The sequence below is a fragment of the Nocardioides sp. DN36 genome (genome assembly GCF_055380375.1).
On sequence record NZ_AP043823.1, the window covers coordinates 4,607,917 to 4,627,448 of the forward strand.

Here is a 19,532-nt window from a genome sequence, read left to right on the forward strand (position 1 = left end):
AACCGTGGCTGAGCACGACGATCGAGGCGCCGACCCGGACCGGGGCCGGGCACGCCACCGGGTCCGGATGCCCGGGTTCATCTCCGACGACGAGGTCGGGCTGGGTGACGCCATCGGCCGGGCGACGTCGGCCATGGGCGTCCGCCCCTGCGGCGGCTGCCTGAGACGGTCCGCGGTCCTGAACCAGTGGCTGGCCTTCGCCCCGGCGGGCCGCAACCGCGCCCCGGGAGGCACCCCATGACGACGGACACCCAGCAGGCCGAGCAGACCGCGTCGTACGTCTACGCGCTCGGTCGCATCCAGCCGAGGTTCCCCTCGCTGGGCGTCGAGAAGGAGTTCCTCCAGGCCACCGGGCGCACCGAGCGGGAGGCCGACCTGACCGACCGACAGGTCGTCGAGAGCGTCCTGCGCGCCAACCGCTACATCGCGAGGCAGGTGTGCTGGGTGCTGAGCATCGAGGGCCTGGACACCTACATCCTCGCGCCGCGCTACCCCGACGACATCGACCTGCTGCTCGACGCCGCCCGACCGGCGCCGCGCGCGACCGACATCGATGTCGTGATCGGGGTGCAGGGGCCGCTCGCGCCTCCCACCGCGTGCAACGGGCTGACGGTGCCGATCGTGGTCTTCGACCAGCTGTACTCCTTCGACGTCGACTCCCTGGTCGGCGCGATCCCGGTCCCGGAGGGCACCAGCCGTGACGCGTTCGAACCGACGGCCGAGGAGCTGTTCACGCGCATGGTCCAGATCGCCGACAACACCGGCGCGACGGACCGGGACCGGGCGCTGAACTACCTCGCCGTGCGGTACGACGCCATCTACGCACGCGCCGCCGCGATGCACGCCCGGGACTACTCGCTGAGCTCCGTCGACGTGCTGCCCTCACCGCTGAGCACGGTGCGCACCGTCGTCGACGTCGTCTTCACCTACACGCACCGACAGACCGACGTGACCGAGCAGTGGGGGGTGCGCACCGACGTGACGGAGGAGTTCCCGTTCCTCGTCGCCAAGCTCGCCCCCTGGTTCGGGCACTGATGAGGAGGCAGGACCATGATTCCAGGATTCACGGCAGGCCAGACCCTGCGGACACGGTCGGACGACTCCGGCCTCGACCGGGCGAGCTGGTCGGCGAGCTGGTCGGCGAGGCCGGGGCAGGCTCGCCGGGCGGGCGCGTACGCACAGGAGCGGATGACGTTGGGGCGGGGCGGGGACGAGGGGCTCGGCTGGGGGGAGACCCCCACCGCGGCCTGCGCCTGCCCGTGCTGCATCACCCACGGGTGCGGGTTCCTCGGGCTGTCGACCTGCCTGTCCTGCTGCTGAGCTCCGGCGCCCCCGCGGCGCCACCATCGAAGACAGAACCGGAGGTGGGACTCGTGATCCCCATGTTCACGGCCGAGGCGTCGCTCCAGGCGAGCGGGCGCCCGCGCGCAGGACGGCCGCGCGCCGGCAGCACCGCGGGAGCGGTGCCGCAGCAGCGGTACGACGCCAGCGGCCAGACGGCCCTGGGCCGGACGGGCGACGACCTCGCACCCGTGACGACCTGCACGTGCCCGTGCTGCCAGGTCGTCAACGGGCGCCTGGTCTGCTGCTAGCCGCCCTCAGGCCACCTGCAGCGACCGCTTCGACAGGCCCAGCCAGAAGCCGTCGATCACCTGGATGCCCGGCTCCTCGGGGTCGGTCGCGGCGCCGAGGGTGACGAACAGCGGCGTGTAGTGCTCGACCGTCGGGTGGGCGTACGGCATCCCGGGGGCGTGGGCACGGTAGCTCGCGAGCTCGTCGACGTCGCCGCGGGCCAGCGCGTCGGCGGCCCAGGCGTCGAAGTCGCTGGACCAGCCGGGCGCCTCGGCGTCCAGCCGCCACGAGGTGAGGAACGGCAGCCCGTGGGTCAGGAAGCCCGAGCCGATGATCAGCACGCCCTCGTCGCGCAGCGGACGCAGTCGCTCGCCGAGCTTCATCAGGCGCACCGGGTCGTGGGTGGGCAGCGACATCTGCAGCACCGGCACGTCGCCGGCCGGGTACATGATCTTCAGCGGGACCCACGCACCGTGGTCGAGCCCACGGCTGGCGTGCTGGTGCACCGGCTCGGAGGCCGGCATCAGCTTCGCGATCCGCTCCGCGAGCGCGGTCGCGTCCGGCGTCTCGTAGGTCATCCGGTAGTACTTCGCGTCGAAGCCCCCGAAGTCGTAGACCAGTGGGGCGCCGCTGGCGCTCAGGCTCACCGGCGCCGACTCCCAGTGCGCGCTGACGATGAGGATCGCCTTCGGGCGTGGGAGGTCGGCGGCCCAGGCGGCGAGCTGGCCGGACCACGTGGGGTCGTCGAGGAGTGGCGGGGCGCCGTGGCCGATGTAGAGGGCGGGCATGCGATCGTTCACACTGACTCCAATGGTTGAAGTTTGAACTTTATTCCATCGGGGAGGCGCCGTCCACCCCTCGCGATCACCGGGTCAGGAAGAGTAGGGCGTCCAGCTGCGCCTGGGTCCCGAGCGCGATGAGCACCGCGCCGGCCGGGACGACCAGGTCGTCGGGCGGGTTGGGGACGAGCACGTCGTCGGCCGAGCGGCGTACGGCGAGGAGCAGCGCGCCGGTCCGCTCCCGCAGCCGCAGCGCGCCGATCGGCTGCCCGGCCGCGCCGGAGCCGGCCGCGACCGGCACCTGCTCGACCCGCCAGTCGACGCTCTCGTCGTGCATCACCACGTCGAAGAACTCCGCGACGTCGGGCTGCAGGGCGAACACCGCCAGCCGCCGCCCGCCGATCCGCTGCGGGTTGACGGCCCGGGTCGCGCCGGCGAGCTGCAGCTTGGTCTTGGATCCGGTCGTCCGGGCCCGGGCCACGATGACCACGTCGGGCCGCATCGCCCGCGCGGAGAGGGTGGCGTAGACCGTGTCGGCATCGGTGTCGAGCGCGACCACGACCGCGCGGGCGTGCTCGATCCCCGCCTCCCGGAGCGTCCGGTCCTCGGTGACGTCCCCGACGAGGTGGGCCACGCCCTCGGGCAGGTCCGCGAGGCGGGCCGGGTCGGTGTCCACCACCACGACCTCGTGCCCGGCGGAGGCGAGGAAGTCGGTCGCCGCGCGGCCGACGCGGCCGTAGCCGCAGATGATCACGTGCCCGCGCAGGGCTGCGATGCGTGTGTCCATGCGTCGCCTTTCCAGGTGCTGGCGGAGCTGGCCCTCGGTGACGGTCTCGAGCAGCACGCCGAGGTTGTAGAGGACGGTGCCGACGCCCACGACGATCAGCACGATCGTGAAGACCATCCCGGCCGTGGTGAGCGGCCGGACCTCCCGGAAGCCGACGGTGGCGACCGTGGTGACGGTCTGGTAGACCGCCTCGAGCAGCGTGAAGCCCAGGAGCAGGTAGCCCACCGTGCCGAACACGGTGACCGCGACCAGCGCGGTCAGCGCGACGACGATGCGGCGGACACTGCTCACGCCGTGACCGTAGCGGGCCGTCGGCCTGCCGTCCCTAGGCCGGAAGTCGCCAGTCCACGGGGCTGCCGCCCTGGTCGAGGAGCAGCTGGTCGACCCGGCTGAAGGGTCGGGAGCCGAAGAAGCCGCGGCTCGCCGAGAGCGGCGAGGGGTGCGCGGACTGCACCGACGGCACGGCGCCGAGCATCGGCCGGAGCCCCTGGGCGTCGCGGCCCCAGAGGATCGCGGCCAGCGGTCCGCCGCGGCGTACGAGCGCGTGGATGGCGCACTCGGTGACCTCCTCCCAGCCGCGGCCGCGGTGGCTCGCCGCCTCGCCGGGCCGGACCGTGAGGGCGCGGTTGAGCAGCATCACGCCCTGGTCGGCCCAGGCGGTGAGGTCACCGTGTGCGGGTGTCTCGATGCCGAGGTCGGAGCGCAGCTCGGTGTAGATGTTGGTGAGGCTGCGGGGAATCGGCCGGACGTGGGCGTCGACGGCGAAGCTCAGCCCGATCGGGTGCCCGGGCGTCGGGTAGGGGTCCTGGCCGACCACTAGGACGCGCACGTCGGCCAAGGGGCGCTGGAACGCGCGGAAGATCCGGTCGCCGTCCGGCAGGTAGCTGCGCCCCGCCGCGATCTCGTCACGCAGGAACCGGCCCATCGCTGCGACCCGCTCGTCCACCGGCGCCAGCGCCTCGGCCCAGTCCGGGGCCATCAGTCCGCGGTCGACCAGGCCTGCCAGCGCGCTCATGGCGGTCACGGTAGCGGTGTCGGAGTCACCGGTTCACCGGTGGTTCCTGACGTTCTCAGCCGGGTGATTTCAACCGGTGAGTGCGACACCACCTGGTTTGTTGGGGTCTGAGAGTAGCCGGTCGAGCGCTTCGGCCGGGGTGGCCCAGCTCAAGGTCTCGCGGGGACGGCCATTGAGCTCGGCGGCGACGGTGTCGAGGTAGCCGGGCCCCCAGAAGGACAGGTCGGTGCCCTTGGGGAAGTACTGGCGCAGGAGCCCGTTGGTGTTCTCGTTGGAGCCGCGCTGCCAGGGTGAGTGGGGGTCGCAGAAGTAGATATCCAGGCCGGTCGCGAGGGCGATCCGGGCGTGGCTGGCCATCTCCTTGCCCTGGTCCCAGGTCAGCGAGCGGCGCAGCTGGTCGGGCAGTGTGAGCATCTTCGCGATCATGGCCTCGGCGACGACCTCGGCGTCCCAGCCGGTCGGCAGGTGCAGCAGCATCGCGAACCGGGTCGTTCGTTCCACCAGGGTGCCGATCGCGGAGGCGTTGTCCTTGCCCATGATCAGGTCCCCCTCCCAGTGGCCGGGCACCGCCCGGTCGGCGACCTCGGGGGGTCGTTCGCTGATCATCACCATGCCCGGGAATCGGGGTGCCCGTCGCTGCTGTCCCTCGCGGTGGCGTTGCGGCTTGCGCAGCGTCCGGCCGGTGCGCAGGTGCTTGGCCAGCTCGCGCCTCAGCCCGCCCCGGGACTGCACGTAGAGCGCCTGGTAGATCGTCTCGTGCGACACCCACATCTCCGGATCGTCGGGAAGGTCCACCCGCAGCCGCCGGGCGATCTGCCGGGGGCTGTGGTTGCGGGCCAGCCGGTCTTGGACCTCACGCCGTAACCGCAGGTTGGTCGCCAGCTTGGCCGGCTTGGGGCGCTGGGCCCGCTCGTCGGCCCGGGCCTGGGCAACACTGGCACGGTATCGGGCCGACGGCGTACGTCCACGGTTCAGCTCGCGGTAGACCGTGGAGCGGTCGAACCCGATCTCCTCCGCGATCTGGGTGGGGGTGAGCCCGGCGGCACCCAAGTGGGCGATCTCTTCCCGATCTGACATCGACAATCGCCGACCCTGCGGGGCGGGCGACCTCGCCGGTGAGCCGTAGGACCGGGCATTGGCTGGGATCACCCCGCCACGCTGGCTGAACCACAGATCCGCCGAGGCCCGCGACACGCCCGCGGCCACGGCCGCGTCGTACCGCCCCAGCCCGGCCGCGATCCCGAGCCAGAACCGACGACGAACCTCTCGTGGGAACGGCGGGCGACCACCGGCCATGTGCGACACCTCCTCAGGTGTCGCACTCACCGCTAGACATCAAGCCGATGCAACGGCTGAGAACGTCATGAGTCGCCGGTTCACCGGTGACTCATGCACGGGCCAGCACCTCGGCCGCGGCCCGCTCACCCGCACGCACCGCGCCGTCCATGTAGCCGGTCCAGTACGTCGAGGTCTCGGTGCCGGCCCAGTGCACCCGGCCGAACGGTCGCCGGATCGCGCGGCCGAGCTGCACCATGGTGCCGGGCGCGTAGTTGGCCACCGGCCCGCCCCGCGTCCACGCCTCGCGGGTCCAGTCGTGCTCCACGTAGTCGACGGGGTGCAGCGCCTGCTCGCCGAACATCGCCGCGAAGCCCTCGAGCACCGCGCGGCGCCGCTGGGCGCGCGACTGCACGCCGTACGTCCGCCAGGTGCTGCCGCCGACGAACGCCAGGAGCACGCCGGGGGCACCCGACCTCGGGGAGTTGTCGAACGCGGCCCGCACCGCACCGGAGTCGCTGATGCCGAAGCCGCTGAGCCCGGCCTCGCGCCAGAACGGCCTCTCGTAGACCGCGTCGCACTTCATCAGCTGCCCCATGTCGAGGTGCCGCAGCAGCTGCTGGCGTCGGACCGGAAGCCGGGGGAACCAGTCGATGTCGAGCACCAGCGGCGGGGGCGCGGCCACGATGACCCGTTTCGCCGTGACCGTGCCACGGCCCGTGTGCACCACCGCGTGGTGGTCCCGCTGCTCGATCCTGTGCACCGGGGCGGACAGCGCCACGACGTCGCCGAGGAGACGGGCGAGCCGGAGTGGGACCAGCTGCGAGCCGCCCACGAAGCGCCGTTCCTGCGCGCCGCCGGCGGTGTCGGAGTTCCGCGAGAAGGTGCCGACGTGGTCCTCGTCGCCCGAGCAGGCGACGTACCAGAGCACGTAGAGGAACGACAGCTCGCCGGGGTCGGCGCCGAAGCCGGGTTGGGTCCAGCAGCGGATGAGGTTCTCCACCCCCGTGGCGTTGACCGCGTTGCGGCGGATGAACTCGCCGAGCGTCATCGCGTCCCACTCCGTGGCGTTCGGGTGCGTCCACGGGGCGTCGACCGCGATCTCGGCGGCGTAGCGGTCGATGCGCTGCAGCAGGACCGCGGCGTCCGCGAGGATCGTCGCGTCCGGCGGGACCGTGCCGGAGTACTCCGTCCGGCCGGTGGTGGAGGAGACGTAGACGCTCTTGCCGGTGTCGTGCTCGAGGAACGTCGGTACGCCGAGCTCCTGGGCCAGCGCCGCGATGTGCGTCTGCGTGGGGCCGATGAACGCGCCGCCGGACTCGATGGTCGCGCCCCCGCGGAGGTGGTGGTTCAGCACGCGCCCGCCCACGCGGTCGCGGGCCTCGACGAGCAGCACCCGTTGACCCTTCCGGGCGACTTCGCGCGCCGCCACGAGCCCGGAGATGCCGCCGCCGACGACCACGACGTCGACGTGCCGGGGGAGCGAGCCCTGCAGCGACGCTGCCGCGCTGTCGAGCCCGGTCAGGGTGCCGGTCCCCACGGCGAGCCCGCCGGCGGCGATGCCACCCAGCAGGATGCGGCGGGACAGGTACGGGTCGGTCATGTCGGCTCCTGGGGCAGGGGTCCGGGGACACCGGTCCAACGCCGGGGAGCGCGCGAGGTTAGGCCAAGGGGACACGCCGACCCAGCGCGTGAAGCCGCGACGGGTCGGCGTCGTCAGGCGTGAAGCTGCGACGGGTCGGCGTCCTCAAGCGTGAAGTTGCGACGGGTCGGCGTCGTCAGGCGTGAAGCTGCGACGGGTCGGCGTCGTCAGGCGTGAAGCAGCGACGGGTCAGCGGGAGAGGGCGCGTGAGCCGCCGGAGCCGTACCGCCGCGACGGGTTCGAGCCGATCGCGTCCGGTGACGCCGTCTTCGGGGCTGCCTTCTTCTGTGTTGTCCTCTGGGCCGGCTTCTTCGCGGCGGCCGGCGTGCCTGCCTTCGCGGCCTTCCCGGAGGCGGACTTCTTCGGTGCGGACTTCTTCGCGGCCTTCTTGGCGGCCTTCTTCGCCGTCGGCGTCGGCACGCCCTCGGCGTCGCTGGACCACTGGGCGACCCACTCGTCGAGCACCTGCCAGGTGCTCGTGCGCGCCCGGCGCCCGGTCAGCATGCCGAGGTGGCCGCCGGGGACGATCTCGAAGCGCACGTCCTTCGCCCCGGTCAGCAGCGGCACGACCGCCTTGACCGAGGGAGCGGGGGCGATGCCGTCGGTGGAGCCGCCGAAGACCAGCACCGGGGCGGTGATGTCGGCCAGCGAGATCGTCCGGCCGCCGAGCTCCATCGACCCGGTGACGAGCGCGTTGCCCTTCACGAAGCGGTGGTAGAGCTGGCCGAAGGTCCGGCCCGGGTAGGCGATCATGTTGTCGGTGAACCGGTCCACGGCCTCGAGCTGGGCCAGGAAGTCGGTGTCGTCGAGGTGCGTGGCGACCGCGACCGGCTTGGTGACCAGCTTCTGGAACGACGAGAGCTGGAAGGCCCAGCGCACCAACGGCTTCGGCGCGCCGCCCAGGGCCTGGTAGGTGCGGGTGATCCCGCCCCGGCCGTCGGTGAGATTCAGCAGCGGCCGCAGCGGCGCCACCAGCGGCACCTGCTTGATGTCGACGGGCGAGCCCACGACCGTCAGCGACGCGATCGGCAGCCCGGGCTGGTCGGCGGCGGTCAGCATCGCGAAGATCCCGCCGAGGCTCCAGCCGACCACGTGCACCGGCCGGCCGCCGGCGTGCGCGGAGACCTCACGGATCGCGGTCGGGACGACCTCGTCGATCCAGTGCTCCATGCCCAGGCCCCGGTCCCGGAAGGAGACCTGGCCGTACTCCACGAGGTACGTCGGCCGGCCGGCGCCGACCAGGTGCTCGACCAGCGAGCAGCCGCGGCGCAGGTCGTAGCAGATCGCGGGGGCCGCCAGCGGGGTCACCAGCAGCACCGGGTCGCCCTGCTCCTTGACCTTGCCGGAGGGGCGGTAGTGGTAGACCTCGCGCAGCGTCCCGTCGTCGATGAGCGTGCGTGGCATCGGACGGAGATCGGCCAGGCCGCCGTACAACACCTTGTGAGCGACGTTGCTGGCGGCAGAGACGACCTGATCGGGCTTCGGGATCAGATCCATGGGCGAAAAGTACCCGAACGTCCCCGGGCCGGGGCAGGGTCGAGCGGCGTCGTCTCGGCCACACCGCCGAGGTTCAGGAGCGCCGGAAGGTGCGCGCCATCCAGCGCTCGGGCTGCTCGAGGGGCGCGAAGCCGAAACGGGCGTAGACGTCGTGGGCGTCGGCGGTCGCGAGGAGCGCCCGGCCGACCTCCCAGGCCGACATCTCGGCGGCCACCGCCTCCAGGAGGGCCGTCCCGACCCCCTCGCCACGCCGGGCCGGGTCGACGTAGACGTCGCAGAGCCAGGCGAAGGTGGCGCGGTCGGTCACCACCCGGGCGTACCCGACCAGCACCCCGTCGTCGTACGCCCCGAAGCTGACCGACCCCGCGACCGCTCGCTCCACGACCTCGCGGGACCGGCCCAGCGCCCAGTAGGCGTCGGTCGAGAGCCACCGGTGGATCGTGTCGAGATCCAGCAGCGCGGTGTCGGTGGAGACGCTGAGCACGGCGGCCCGGTCAGGACCGCTTGGCCGGGCGGACGGTCTTGCCGTGGTCGGGCCGCACCGAGGCCAGCTCGCCGAGGAAGCTGTCGGCCCAGGCGGCCACGTCGTGGGTGGTCACCGTCTTGCGCATCGCCTTCATCCGCCGCGACCGCTCCTTGTCGTCGGCCTCGTAGGCCTCGAGCAGCGCCGACTTCATGCCGTTGATGTCGTAGGGGTTGATCAGCCAGGCCTGGCGCAGCTCGTCGGCGGCCCCGGCGAACTCCGAGAGCACCAGGGCGCCGTCGTTGTCGTAGCGGCAGGCGACGTACTCCTTGGCGACGAGGTTCATGCCGTCGCGGAATGGGGTGACGACCATGATGTCGGCGACCCGGTAGAACGCCGCCATCTCCTCGCGCGGGTAGGAGGCGTGCAGGTAGTGGATGGCGGGGCGGCCGATCCGGCCGAGGTCGCCGTTGATGTGGCCGACCAGCCGGTCGATCTCGTCGCGCAGGATGCGGTACTGCTCCACCTGCTCCCGCGACGGCGTCGCGACCTGCACGAAGACCGCGTCCTCGACGTCGAAGTGGCCGTCGATGATGAGCTCGCTGAATGCCCGCAGCCGCGCGTAGATGCCCTTGGTGTAGTCGAGCCGGTCGACACCGAGGAAGACCCGGCGCGGGTTCCCGAGGACCTCGCGGATCTCGGCGGCGCGCTTCTCGACGTCCTCGGAGCGGGCCAGCTCCTCGTAGGCCTCGGTGTCGATCGAGATCGGGAACGCCGCGGCACGCACCGTGCGGCCGTCAGGGAGGTAAACGAGGTCGCGGTGGGTCTTGTGCCCGACCCGCTGGCGCACCAGGCGCACGAAGTTCTGCGCGCCGCCGCTGAGCTGGAAGCCGACCAGGTCGGCGCCCAGCAGCCCCTCGAGGAGCTGGCGCCGCCACGGCAGCTGCTGGAAGAGCTCGGCCGGGGGGAACGGGATGTGCAGGTAGAAGCCGATCCGCAGGTCGGGACGCAGCTCGCGCAGCATCTGCGGGACCAGCTGCATCTGGTAGTCGTGCACCCAGACCGTCGCCCCCTGCGAGGCGACTTCTGCGGCCTTCGCGGCGAACCGCCGGTTCACGGCCACGTAGGCGTCCCACCACTCGCGGTGGAAGCTCGGCTTGGCGACGAGGTCGTGGTAGAGCGGCCACAGCGTGGCGTTGGAGAAGCCCTCGTAGAAGTACTCCACCTCCTGGGCCGTGAGCGTCATCGGCACCAGGTGCAGGCCGTTGGTCTCGAAGGGCTCGTGCTCCTCGTCGGCGCCGCCCGGCCAGCCGATCCAGGTCCCGTCGTTGGCCCGCATCACCGGCTCCAGCGCGCTCACCAGGCCGCCGGGCGAGGTGCGCCAGTCGGAGCTGCCGTCCGGCAGGGTCACCCTGTCGACGGGCAGCCGGTTGGCGACGATCACGAGGTCTGCGGAGCCGGAGGTTGCCACGCACCACACCCTAGGGCGTCGAGCCCAGCCGCACGTCCTCCCCGGAGGGAGCAGGACGCTCGCGACGAGCCGGTGTCGGGCTGGCCCGACAAGGACTGTCGGGCTGGCAGGATCCTGCGCAGGCGGCGCCGTTCCTAGCGTTGCCGACATGACCCAGACCCACGTCCTCACGCAGCCGGAACCCGCCATGAGCCCCCTCAGTGCCCCGCCCGCCGCAGCCCCCCGCGCGGCGCGCCCCAACGGCGTACGACGGGTGCTGCTGGACAGCGGCTACGCCCTCTCGGCGTTCTTCCTGGCGTTGCCGGCATTCGTGCTCGCGGTGACCCTCCTCGCGACCGGCCTCGGCCTCCTCGTGATCGTCGGCGGGGTGCTGCTGCTGACCCTGGCGGTGTTCGTGGCTCGGGGCTTCGCCCGGGTCGAGCGCCTGCGGTTGCGCACCATGCTGGGCAAGCCGGCCGCCACGCCGGACTACCTGTGCGCGCGGGCGGGTAGCGGCTTCTGGCGCCGGATGCTGACCCCGCTGCGCGACCCGCAGTCGTGGCTGGACGTCGTGTGGTCGCTGGTCGGCCTCGCGACCGGCACCGTGGCGTTCGCCGTGACGCTGACCTGGTGGGCGTTGGCGGCCGGTGGGCTGTCCTACTGGATCTGGCAGCGCTTCGTCCCGTTCGGCGAGGACGACGTGACCCTGGCCGACCTGCTCGGCCTGGGCGAGGGACGCACGCCCGAGATCTGGCTCAACCTGGCGATCGGAGTGGCGGCGCTGGTCACGCTCCCGCTGGTGGTCCGGCTCGTGGCGGTCGTCCACGGGAGCCTCGCGTCGGTGCTGCTCACCAGCCGCGCTGACCTGCAGCGCGAGGTGCGCCGGGTCGAGAGCGGGCGCGACGCCGCCCGGGTCGCCGAGGCGGAGTCGCTGCGTCGGCTCGAGCGGGACATCCATGACGGCCCGCAGCAGCGGCTGGTGCGGCTGACGATGGACCTCGGTCGCGCCCGGCACGCGCTGGAGCAGGACCCGGAGCGGGCGGCGGGCGCGCTGGACTCGGCGCTGTCGCTGGCCCGGGAGACCGTCGACGAGCTGCGGGCGCTGTCGCGGGGCATCGCGCCGCCGGTCCTCGTCGACCGCGGCCTCGAGGCGGCTCTCACGGAGCTCCTCGCCCGCTCGGAGGTGCCGGTGGAGGCGACCGTGGCCGTGCCGGCCGGGCTCGAGCCACACCTGGAGACGGCGGTCTACTTCGTGGTCTCCGAGGCGCTCACCAATGTCGCCAAGCACAGCGCCGCCACCGCGGCCCGGGTCACCGTGGTGGTGTCGGGCGGCCGGCTGCTGGTCGAGGTCGAGGACGACGGGGTCGGCGGCGCGCACCTCAGCAAGGGCCACGGCCTGGCCGGCCTGGAGCAGCGGGTCCGGGCCGCTGATGGCACCCTCACCGTGTCGAGCCCGGCAGGTGGGCCGACCAGGATCAGGGCGGAGATGCAGTGCGGATAGTCCTAGCCGACGACTCGGTGCTGTTGCGCGAGGGCCTGCAGCTGCTGCTGACCGAGGCCGGCCACGAGGTGGTCGCCGCGGTCGGTGACGGGCCGGCCTTCGTCGTCGCCGCGCTGCGCGAGCGGCCCGACGTCTGCGTGGTCGACGTCCGGATGCCCCCGTCCCACACCGACGAGGGCCTGCGCGCTGCGGTGGAGGTCCGTCGCTCCTGGCCGGACGCTCGGACCATGGTGCTCTCGCAGTACGTGGAGGTGTCGTACGCCGACGAGCTGCTCGCCTCCGGGAACGGTGGCGTCGGCTACCTGCTCAAGGACCGGGTCAGCGACGTCGCCGCCTTCTTGGGGGCCCTGGAGGTGGTGGCCGACGGCGGCACCTCCCTGGACCCGCAGGTGGTGCGCCAGCTGATGCGCCGAGACCCGCTCGAGGACCTGACCCCGCGCGAGCGCGAGGTGCTCGCGCTGATGGCCGAAGGGCGATCGAACACCTCGATCGCCGCCGCCATGTCGGTCTCCGAGGGCGGCGTCGAGAAGCACACGCAGCGGATCTTCGCCAAGCTGGGGCTCCACGCCGACGACGCAGCGCACCGGCGGGTCCAGGCGGTGCTGCGACACCTCCGGCAGGGTTGAGCCCGGGCTCAGCCCGCGTCGGCGGCGTACCGGATGCCGACCTGCCGGCGGACCTCGTCGAGCTGGCGCATCAGGGTGAGCGTCTGGGCGTGCGGCACCATCGGGCTCTCCCGCAGCCCCGCGCGCAGGCAGCGGCCCACCTCGGCGATCTCGTGGGCGTAGCCGCGCCCGAGCACCGGCTCGTCGCCCTCGATCCGCACCGGCTCGCTGCGCCCGTCGACGTCGTTCGAGCCGCCGTCGGCGTACGGCGTGAACGTCGCCCGCGTCGGGTGGTGGAAGTCATCGACGTCGATGCGTCCCTCGTCGGTGGCCAGGGCCGCCGCGCGCGAGGACCACGAGGTCATCGAGGCCGTCATGGTGGCCAGCGCACCGCCGGCGTAGCGGCCGGTGAGCGCGACGTCGAGGTCGATGCCGTCGGGGGAGAGGTGGGCGACGGCGCGCAGCTCCTCGGCCTCCCCGAGCAGCAGGTGGGCCATCGTGAGCGGGTAGATGCCCATGTCGAGCAGCGCGCCGGCGCCGAGGGCGGGGTTGAGCATCCGGTCCTCCGGGGGCGCGTCGACCCGGAAGCCGAGCTCGGCGTGCAGGTGGCGGGGCGCCCCGAACCGGCCCGCTCGGACGTCCTCGGCCAGCCGGCGGACCACCGGGTGGCAGGCGGTCCACATCGCCTCCATGAGGAACCGGTCGTGCCGGCGCGCGAGCGCGACCATCTCCTCGGCCTCCCCCACGGTGAGGGTCAGCGGCTTCTCGCACAGCACGTGCTTGCCCGCCTCGAACGCCAGCCGGGCGTTGTCGAGGTGGAGGGCGTGCGGAGTGGCGATGTAGACGACGTCCACGGCGGGGTCGGCCACCAGCTCCTCGTACGAGCCGTGCGCCGCGGCGGCGTCGTACCGGTCGGCGAAGGCGCGGGCGCTCTCGGGCCTGCGCGACCCGACGGCGGCGAGTCGGGCGCCGGGGACCAGGGCGAGGTCCTCGGCGAAGCTGTGCGCGATCTTGCCGGTGGCCAGGATCCCCCAGCCGATCTCGTTCCCGCTCTCGGTGTCGTCCACGACCACGACCCTAGTCGGGCCGGGCGGCGTCGCCGCCCGCCCCATTTCGGCACCGCGACTCGCCCCGGGGGTCGAATGACATCGTTGTGGTTCGTCACCTAGACTGATGCTCCACCACCAGAGCACCCCCGGGGAGACAGCGCATGGATGCCGCGAACGCCCTGCACGGCCACGAGGCCGACGCGACGCCGAGCCTGAGCGAGCGCGACCGGGAGATCCTCGAGTTCGAGCGTCAGTGGTGGAAGTACGCCGGCGCCAAGGAGACCGCGGTCCGGGACAAGTTCGACATGTCCTCGACGCGCTACTACCAGGTGCTCAACGCGCTCATCGACCGACCCGAGGCCCTCGAGGCCGACCCGCTGCTCGTGCGTCGGCTGCGCCGGCTGCGTGCCGCCCGCCAGCGCCAGCGCTCCGCCCGCCGCCTCGGCTTCGAGGTCTGAGATGCGCGTGCGCGACCAGCGTGGCGTGGTCTTCCCCTCGCCGGTGGTGATGCTCAGCATCATCGCCGTCGCCATGGCCGGCATCGCCTACGTCGCCACCCGCGGCGGGGAGCCGACCGAGCGCGAGGTCACGACGGTGTCCCGCGCCGAGAAGCCCACGGCCGAGCCGAGCGCCAAGCCGACCCTGGCGCCCGAGAAGCCCCGGACGATCAAGCCCGAGCCGCCCGCGGTCGTGCGCAACAAGGTCTACGTCGAGGTCTACAACAACTCCGGCATCACCGGGCTGGCGGGGAGCGTCGCCTCCCGCGCGTCCGGCGCCGGTTGGCAGGTCGTGGGTTCCGACAACTGGTACGGCACCATCCCGGCCACCACCGTCTACTACCCGCAGCGGCTCAAGGCCGCCGCGAAGGTGCTCGCGCTCGACCTCGGCGTCGACCGGACCGCCCCGGCGGTCGACCCGATGCGCCTCGACCGGCTCACCGTCATCCTGACCGGCCCGCTGGGCTGAGCCCCGGCCGGAGGCCGGGCGCCGATCGCCCCCGGGCGCACGGCAGGCGCCGTTCGTGGTTGGGTGTCTCCCATGGAGTTCACCTCTCCCGAGGGCGAGCAGCAGTACGCCGCCCTGGTGCGTGCCGCCCCCTCCTGCGTGGTCGGTCTCGACTTCGACGGGACCCTGTCCCCGATCGTCGACGACCCGGCGCAGGCGCACATCCACCCCGATGCCTCGGAGGTGCTCGTCGACCTGGCCGGCCAGGTGCTGGCCGTGGCCGTGGTGACCGGCCGGCCGGCGCGCCAGGCGCTGGCGCTCGGCGGTCTCGAGGAGGTCGGGAACGCCGTCGGCGACGCCGGCAAGGAGCTCTACCTCTTCGGGCAGTACGGCAACGAGCGCTGGTCCTCCACCAACCGGCGGGTGGTCTCGCCGCGTCCCCCGCAGGGCCTCGCGACGTTCCTGCGCGAGCTGCCGAGGATCCTGCGTCGCGCGGACGCGGCCGACGCGCACCTGGAGGACAAGGGCCTCGCGGTCGCCGTGCACACCCGGAGGCTGCCCGACCCGCAGGGCGCCTTCGACCGGCTCCTCCCGCTGGTGCGGGAGCTGGCCGGCAGCCACGACCTCACCGTCGAGCCGGGCCGCAACGTCATCGAGGTCCGCTCGCCGGGCATGCACAAGGGTGTCGTCGTCGAGACCCTGGTCCGCGACCTCGAGGCCGGCGCGTTCCTGTTCGCCGGTGACGACCTCGGCGACGTCGAGGCGTTCGAGGCGGTCGCCGAGCTGCGGCGCGGCGGGATGCCGACGCTGCTGGTCTGCTCGGCCTCCGACGAGGAGAGCTCGCTGGTGTCGCTCGCCGACGTCGTGGTGAAGGGTCCCGAGGGGGTCCTCGACCTGCTGCGGCAGCTCGCCTCCGACGCCCGCGACCTGCGCGCCTGACCCGTCGGACTGTCCCCAGGCTGCGGAGAACGAGCCGCGGTGCCGTGTTCGCCCACGACGAACAGGGCCTCGTCCCCGGAACACCGCAGCCCCCTCGAGAGTTGAGTGGGCATCGCTCAAGTCTGTGGAAGTGAGGCGCGATGTCCGCCATCAAGCTGCCTGTCCTGTTCGTCTCCGACCTCGTGGTGCTGCCGGGGATGGTCGTTCCCATCGCGCTCGACGAGGCCTCCCAGGCCGCCATCGACGCGGCCCGCTCCGGCGACGAGGGCCGACTGCTCGTCGCCCCGCGGCTTGAGGACCGCTACGCGTCGTACGGCGTGATCGCGACCGTCGAGCGCGTCGGCCGGTTCAGCGGTGGCGCTGCCGCGGCCGTGCTCAAGGCCGAGGAGCGCGGCCGCATCGGCAGCGGCGTCACCGGCCCCGGGGCGGCGCTCTGGGTCGAGGTCGAGCCGGTCGCCGAGGTCCTCAGCGACCGGGCCCGCGAGCTGGCCGAGGACTACAAGCGGCTCGTCGTCGCAGTCCTGCAGCGCCGTGAGGCCTGGCAGGTGATCGACTCGGTCCACCAGATGACCGACCCGAGCGCCATCGCCGACGCCGCCGGCTACGCGCCGTACCTCTCCCATGACCGCAAGCGCGAGCTGCTGGAGAACCCCGACGTCGAGCAGCGGCTCGAGATGCTGATCGGCTGGACCCGCGACCACCTCGCCGAGGCCGAGCTCACCGACAAGATCGGCGAGGACGTCCGCGAGGGGATGGAGAAGCAGCAGCGCGAGTACCTGCTGCGTCAGCAGCTCGCCGCGATCCGCAAGGAGCTCGGCGAGGGCGAGCCCGAGGGGGCCGACGACTACCGCGCCCGGGTCGAGGCCGCCGACGTGCCCGACGCGGTCCGCGAGGCCCTGCTCCGGGAGGTCGACAAGCTGGAGCGCTCCAGCGACCAGAGCCCCGAGACCGCGTGGATCCGCACCTGGCTGGACACCGTGCTCGAGCTGCCCTGGCGCGTGACCACCGAGGACAGCACCGACGTCGCGGCGGCCCGGGCCGTCCTCGACGCCGACCACCACGGCCTCGAGGAGGTCAAGGAGCGGATCGTGGAGTACCTCGCGGTCCGCGCCCGCCGGGCCGAGCGCGGCCTGCAGGTCGTCGGCGGCCGGGGCTCCGGCGCGGTGATCCTGCTCGCCGGCCCGCCCGGTGTGGGCAAGACCTCGCTCGGCGAGTCCGTGGCCCGTGCCCTCGGCCGGAAGTTCGTCCGGCTGGCGCTGGGCGGCGTGCGCGACGAGGCGGAGATCCGCGGCCACCGACGCACGTACGTCGGCGCGCTGCCGGGCCGCATCGTGCGGGCGATCAAGGAGGCCGGCTCGATGAACCCGGTCGTGCTGCTCGACGAGGTCGACAAGGTGGGCGCGGACTACCGGGGCGACCCGGCGGCCGCGCTGCTCGAGGTGCTCGACCCGGCCCAGAACCACACCTTCCGCGACCACTACCTGGAGCTCGACCTGGACCTGTCCGACGTGGTCTTCATCGCGACCGCCAACGTCGTGGAGCAGATCCCGTCGGCGCTGCTGGACCGCATGGAGCTGGTGACCCTCGACGGCTACACCGAGGACGACAAGGTCGCCATCGCCCGCGACTTCCTGCTGCCCCGGCAGCTCGAGCGGGCCGCGCTGGACGCCGACGAGGTGAGGGTCACCGACGCGGCCCTGCGCGAGCTGGCCGCCAGCTACACCCGCGAGGCGGGCGTGCGCCAGATGGAGCGGCTCATCGCGAAGGCGCTGCGCAAGGCGGCCACCAGGCTGGCCACCGGCGCCGAGCGGGTCGACGTCGACGTCGCAGACCTCAAGGACCTCGTCGGGCGGGCCCGGTTCACCCCGGAGTCGCACGAGCGGACCTCGGTCCCGGGGGTCGCGACCGGCCTGGCCGTGACCGGGCTCGGTGGCGACGTGCTCTTCATCGAGGCGTCGGCCCACGACGGCCCGGCCGGGCTCACCCTGACCGGCCAGCTCGGCGAGGTGATGAAGGAGTCGGCGCAGATCGCGCTCTCGTTCGTGCGCGCGCACGCCGCCGACCTCGGGGTGGACCCGGCGGCCCTCGACCGCGCGATCCACGTGCACGTTCCGGCGGGCGCGGTGCCCAAGGACGGCCCGTCGGCGGGCGTGACGATGGTGACCGCGCTGACCTCGCTGGCGACCGGTCGCCCGGTCCGCTCGGAGGTCGGGATGACCGGCGAGGTCACCCTCAACGGCCGGGTGCTGCCGATCGGCGGGGTGAAGCAGAAGCTGCTCGCCGCCCAGCGGGCCGGACTCACCGAGGTGTTCCTGCCGCGGCGCAACGAGGCGGACCTCGACGAGGTGCCCGAGGACGTCCGGGAGGCCGTCACCGTGCACCTGGTCGGCGACGTCCTCGACGTCGTGCGCGGCGCGCTGACCCCGGCCGGGGAGGTCGGGCGAGCGGGCGCCGCCGCCTGACCCGTCGTACGCCGTGGGCGGGTCGCCCAGCATGCGGACGTGATGTGCACATGCTGAGACGGCTCGCCTACAGTTGGGCACAGCTCATCGAGAGGGACTGAGGGAACGGCCCTGTGACGTCCCGGCAACCGCCGCGAGCCCCCCACGCCCCGTCCAGACGGGACGCGGTCGCGGAAACGGTGCCAATTCCGGCCCGGTGCGAGAGACGCCCGGGGAAGATGAGGAGGAGACTTCATGAGCGCCGTCGTCGCAGAGCAGGCATCCACCACCGAGACGGACCGGGGCCAGGGGCTCCGCGCGGGTGCCTTCGGCAACGCCCGGGCCCTCGCGTGCCGCGAATGCGGGCACCAGGTCGACCTCGGGCCCCACTACGCGTGTCCGGAGTGTTTCGGCCCCCTGGAGATCGCCTACGACTTCCCGGCCGTGACCCGCGAGGAGATCGAAGCAGGCCCCCGCAACATCTGGCGGTACAAGGCGTTGCTGCCGGTGCCGACCGACATCGAGCAGAGCCCGAACACCGAGCCCGGCTTCACCCGGCTGCTGAGGGCCGACAACCTGGGCCGCGAGCTCGGCATCGACAACCTGTGGGTCAAGGACGACTCGACCAACCCCACGAACTCCTTCAAGGACCGCGTGGTCGCCTGCGCGCTCAGCGCCGCCCGCGAGCTCGGCTCCAAGGTCTTCGCCTGTCCCTCGACCGGCAACCTGGCCAACGCGGTGGCGGCCGCCGGCGCCCGGGCCGGCATCAAGACCGTCGTCTTCATCCCGAGCAACCTCGAGCAGCCCAAGCAGGTCAACTCCGCGGTCTTCACCGAGTCCCTGGTCGCCGTGAACGGCAACTACGACGACGTGAACCGGCTCGCCTCCGAGATCGCCGGCGAGGAGGACGGGTGGGCGTTCGTCAACGTCAACGTCCGGCCGTTCTACGCCGAGGGCTCCAAGACGTTGGGCTACGAGATCGCCGAGCAGCTCGGGTGGCGGCTGCCGGACCAGATCGTGATCCCGGTCGCGAGCGGCTCGCAGCTCACCAAGGTGCACAAGGCGTTCCAGGAGCTGATCAGGCTCGGCCTGGTCGAGGACAAGCCCTACAAGGTGTACGGCGCACAGGCCGCCGGCTGCTCCCCGGTCTCGGTGGCCTACAAGGCCGGCGTCGACGCGATCCGCCCGGTCAAGCCGGACACCATCGCCAAGAGCCTGGCCATCGGCAACCCCGCCGACGGTGTCTACGTCCTCGACATCTGCCGGGAGACCGGTGGGGCCGTCGAGGACATCACCGACGACGAGGTCCGCGAGGGGATCGTGCTGCTGGCCCGGACCGAGGGGATCTTCACCGAGACCGCCGGCGGCACCACGGTCGGCGTCCTGAAGAAGCTGGTCGAGACCGGCCAGCTCGACCCGACGCTCGACACCGTCGTCATCAACACCGGCCACGGCCTGAAGACCTTGGACGCCGTCTCCGGCTCCGTGGGCCCCGCGGCCACCATCGAACCGTCGTACGCAGCTTTCGCCGCCACCGGCATCGCCTGACCGGCGCCCGTCTCTCGAGGAGGA

19 protein-coding genes and 1 riboswitch are annotated in these 19,532 nt (G+C 72.6%); of the genes, 10 read left to right on the forward strand and 9 right to left on the reverse strand.

Annotation, left to right across the window (positions count from 1 at the left end):
* The first annotated feature begins 4 nt into the window (after positions 1 to 4).
* From ACZ43H_RS23105 to ACZ43H_RS23115, 3 genes are all read left to right on the forward strand, one after another.
* Positions 5 to 241, forward strand: coding sequence for a hypothetical protein (locus tag ACZ43H_RS23105; protein ID WP_464586711.1), 237 nt, complete (start codon positions 5 to 7; stop codon positions 239 to 241).
* Positions 238 to 1,035: a cyanobactin maturation protease PatG family protein gene (locus ACZ43H_RS23110; RefSeq protein ID WP_464586713.1), complete on the forward strand. Its 798-nt coding sequence runs from the start codon at positions 238 to 240 to the stop codon at positions 1,033 to 1,035. Before ACZ43H_RS23105 ends, ACZ43H_RS23110 begins: the two co-directional genes overlap by 4 nt.
* Positions 1,036 to 1,373: 338 nt before the next feature.
* Positions 1,374 to 1,592 (forward strand): hypothetical protein, encoded by a 219-nt coding sequence (locus ACZ43H_RS23115; protein ID WP_464586715.1) that lies wholly within the window; start codon positions 1,374 to 1,376, stop codon positions 1,590 to 1,592.
* 6 nt (positions 1,593 to 1,598) lie between these two features.
* On the opposite strand, the gene ACZ43H_RS23120 is transcribed toward ACZ43H_RS23115, so the two are convergent.
* From ACZ43H_RS23120 to ACZ43H_RS23155, 8 genes are all read right to left on the reverse strand, one after another.
* Positions 1,599 to 2,360, reverse strand: a complete 762-nt coding sequence (locus ACZ43H_RS23120; RefSeq protein ID WP_464586717.1) for a dioxygenase family protein — start codon at positions 2,358 to 2,360, stop codon at positions 1,599 to 1,601.
* A 76-nt stretch (positions 2,361 to 2,436) separates the two neighbouring features.
* Positions 2,437 to 3,429: a potassium channel family protein gene (locus ACZ43H_RS23125; RefSeq protein ID WP_464586719.1), complete on the reverse strand. Its 993-nt coding sequence runs from the start codon at positions 3,427 to 3,429 to the stop codon at positions 2,437 to 2,439.
* 34 nt (positions 3,430 to 3,463) lie between these two features.
* Positions 3,464 to 4,153, reverse strand: a complete 690-nt coding sequence (locus tag ACZ43H_RS23130; RefSeq protein ID WP_464586721.1) for a uracil-DNA glycosylase — start codon at positions 4,151 to 4,153, stop codon at positions 3,464 to 3,466.
* 69 nt (positions 4,154 to 4,222) lie between these two features.
* Positions 4,223 to 5,449: an IS30 family transposase gene (locus tag ACZ43H_RS23135; protein ID WP_464585293.1), complete on the reverse strand. Its 1,227-nt coding sequence runs from the start codon at positions 5,447 to 5,449 to the stop codon at positions 4,223 to 4,225.
* Between the two features lie 91 nt (positions 5,450 to 5,540).
* On the reverse strand, positions 5,541 to 7,031 hold the full coding sequence (locus tag ACZ43H_RS23140) for a flavin monoamine oxidase family protein (RefSeq protein ID WP_464586723.1): 1,491 nt from the start codon (positions 7,029 to 7,031) through the stop codon (positions 5,541 to 5,543).
* 228 nt (positions 7,032 to 7,259) lie between these two features.
* Positions 7,260 to 8,567, reverse strand: coding sequence for an alpha/beta fold hydrolase (locus ACZ43H_RS23145; protein ID WP_464586725.1), 1,308 nt, complete (start codon positions 8,565 to 8,567; stop codon positions 7,260 to 7,262).
* A 73-nt stretch (positions 8,568 to 8,640) separates the two neighbouring features.
* Complete coding sequence (locus ACZ43H_RS23150) at positions 8,641 to 9,051, reverse strand: GNAT family N-acetyltransferase (RefSeq protein ID WP_464586727.1); 411 nt, start codon at positions 9,049 to 9,051, stop codon at positions 8,641 to 8,643.
* 10 nt (positions 9,052 to 9,061) lie between these two features.
* On the reverse strand, positions 9,062 to 10,501 hold the full coding sequence (locus tag ACZ43H_RS23155) for an alpha,alpha-trehalose-phosphate synthase (UDP-forming) (RefSeq protein ID WP_464586729.1): 1,440 nt from the start codon (positions 10,499 to 10,501) through the stop codon (positions 9,062 to 9,064).
* 148 nt (positions 10,502 to 10,649) lie between these two features.
* On the opposite strand from ACZ43H_RS23155, the gene ACZ43H_RS23160 reads away from it, so the two are divergent.
* Positions 10,650 to 11,981: a sensor histidine kinase gene (locus ACZ43H_RS23160; protein ID WP_464586730.1), complete on the forward strand. Its 1,332-nt coding sequence runs from the start codon at positions 10,650 to 10,652 to the stop codon at positions 11,979 to 11,981.
* Positions 11,972 to 12,607: a LuxR C-terminal-related transcriptional regulator gene (locus ACZ43H_RS23165; protein WP_464586732.1), complete on the forward strand. Its 636-nt coding sequence runs from the start codon at positions 11,972 to 11,974 to the stop codon at positions 12,605 to 12,607. Before ACZ43H_RS23160 ends, ACZ43H_RS23165 begins: the two co-directional genes overlap by 10 nt.
* 8 nt (positions 12,608 to 12,615) lie before the next feature.
* On the opposite strand, the gene ACZ43H_RS23170 is transcribed toward ACZ43H_RS23165, so the two are convergent.
* The gene (locus tag ACZ43H_RS23170) at positions 12,616 to 13,653 is read right to left on the reverse strand and encodes a Gfo/Idh/MocA family protein (protein ID WP_464586734.1); all 1,038 of its coding nucleotides are present in this window, start codon (positions 13,651 to 13,653) and stop codon (positions 12,616 to 12,618) included.
* Positions 13,654 to 13,796: 143 nt separating this feature from the next.
* Here ACZ43H_RS23170 and ACZ43H_RS23175 point away from each other — a divergent pair, with 143 nt between their 5' ends.
* The 5 genes from ACZ43H_RS23175 (at position 13,797) to thrC (ending at position 19,508) form a co-directional block, all read left to right on the forward strand.
* Positions 13,797 to 14,093 carry a DUF3263 domain-containing protein gene (locus tag ACZ43H_RS23175; protein ID WP_379184768.1) on the forward strand — a complete coding sequence of 99 codons (297 nt, stop codon included), beginning with the start codon at positions 13,797 to 13,799 and terminating at the stop codon, positions 14,091 to 14,093.
* Between the two features lies 1 nt (position 14,094).
* On the forward strand, positions 14,095 to 14,601 hold the full coding sequence (locus ACZ43H_RS23180) for a LytR C-terminal domain-containing protein (RefSeq protein ID WP_464586736.1): 507 nt from the start codon (positions 14,095 to 14,097) through the stop codon (positions 14,599 to 14,601).
* Between the two features lie 72 nt (positions 14,602 to 14,673).
* On the forward strand, positions 14,674 to 15,519 hold the full coding sequence (gene otsB, locus ACZ43H_RS23185) for a trehalose-phosphatase (RefSeq protein WP_464586738.1): 846 nt from the start codon (positions 14,674 to 14,676) through the stop codon (positions 15,517 to 15,519).
* Between the two features lie 140 nt (positions 15,520 to 15,659).
* Positions 15,660 to 17,981, forward strand: a complete 2,322-nt coding sequence (gene lon / locus ACZ43H_RS23190) for an endopeptidase La (protein WP_464586740.1) — start codon at positions 15,660 to 15,662, stop codon at positions 17,979 to 17,981.
* A gap of 81 nt (positions 17,982 to 18,062) precedes the next feature.
* Positions 18,063 to 18,206: riboswitch (SAM riboswitch) on the forward strand.
* A gap of 9 nt (positions 18,207 to 18,215) precedes the next feature.
* A complete protein-coding gene (gene thrC, locus ACZ43H_RS23195) occupies positions 18,216 to 19,508 on the forward strand; it encodes a threonine synthase (protein WP_464586742.1) in 1,293 nt (430 codons plus the stop codon).
* Positions 19,509 to 19,532: the final 24 nt, after the last annotated feature.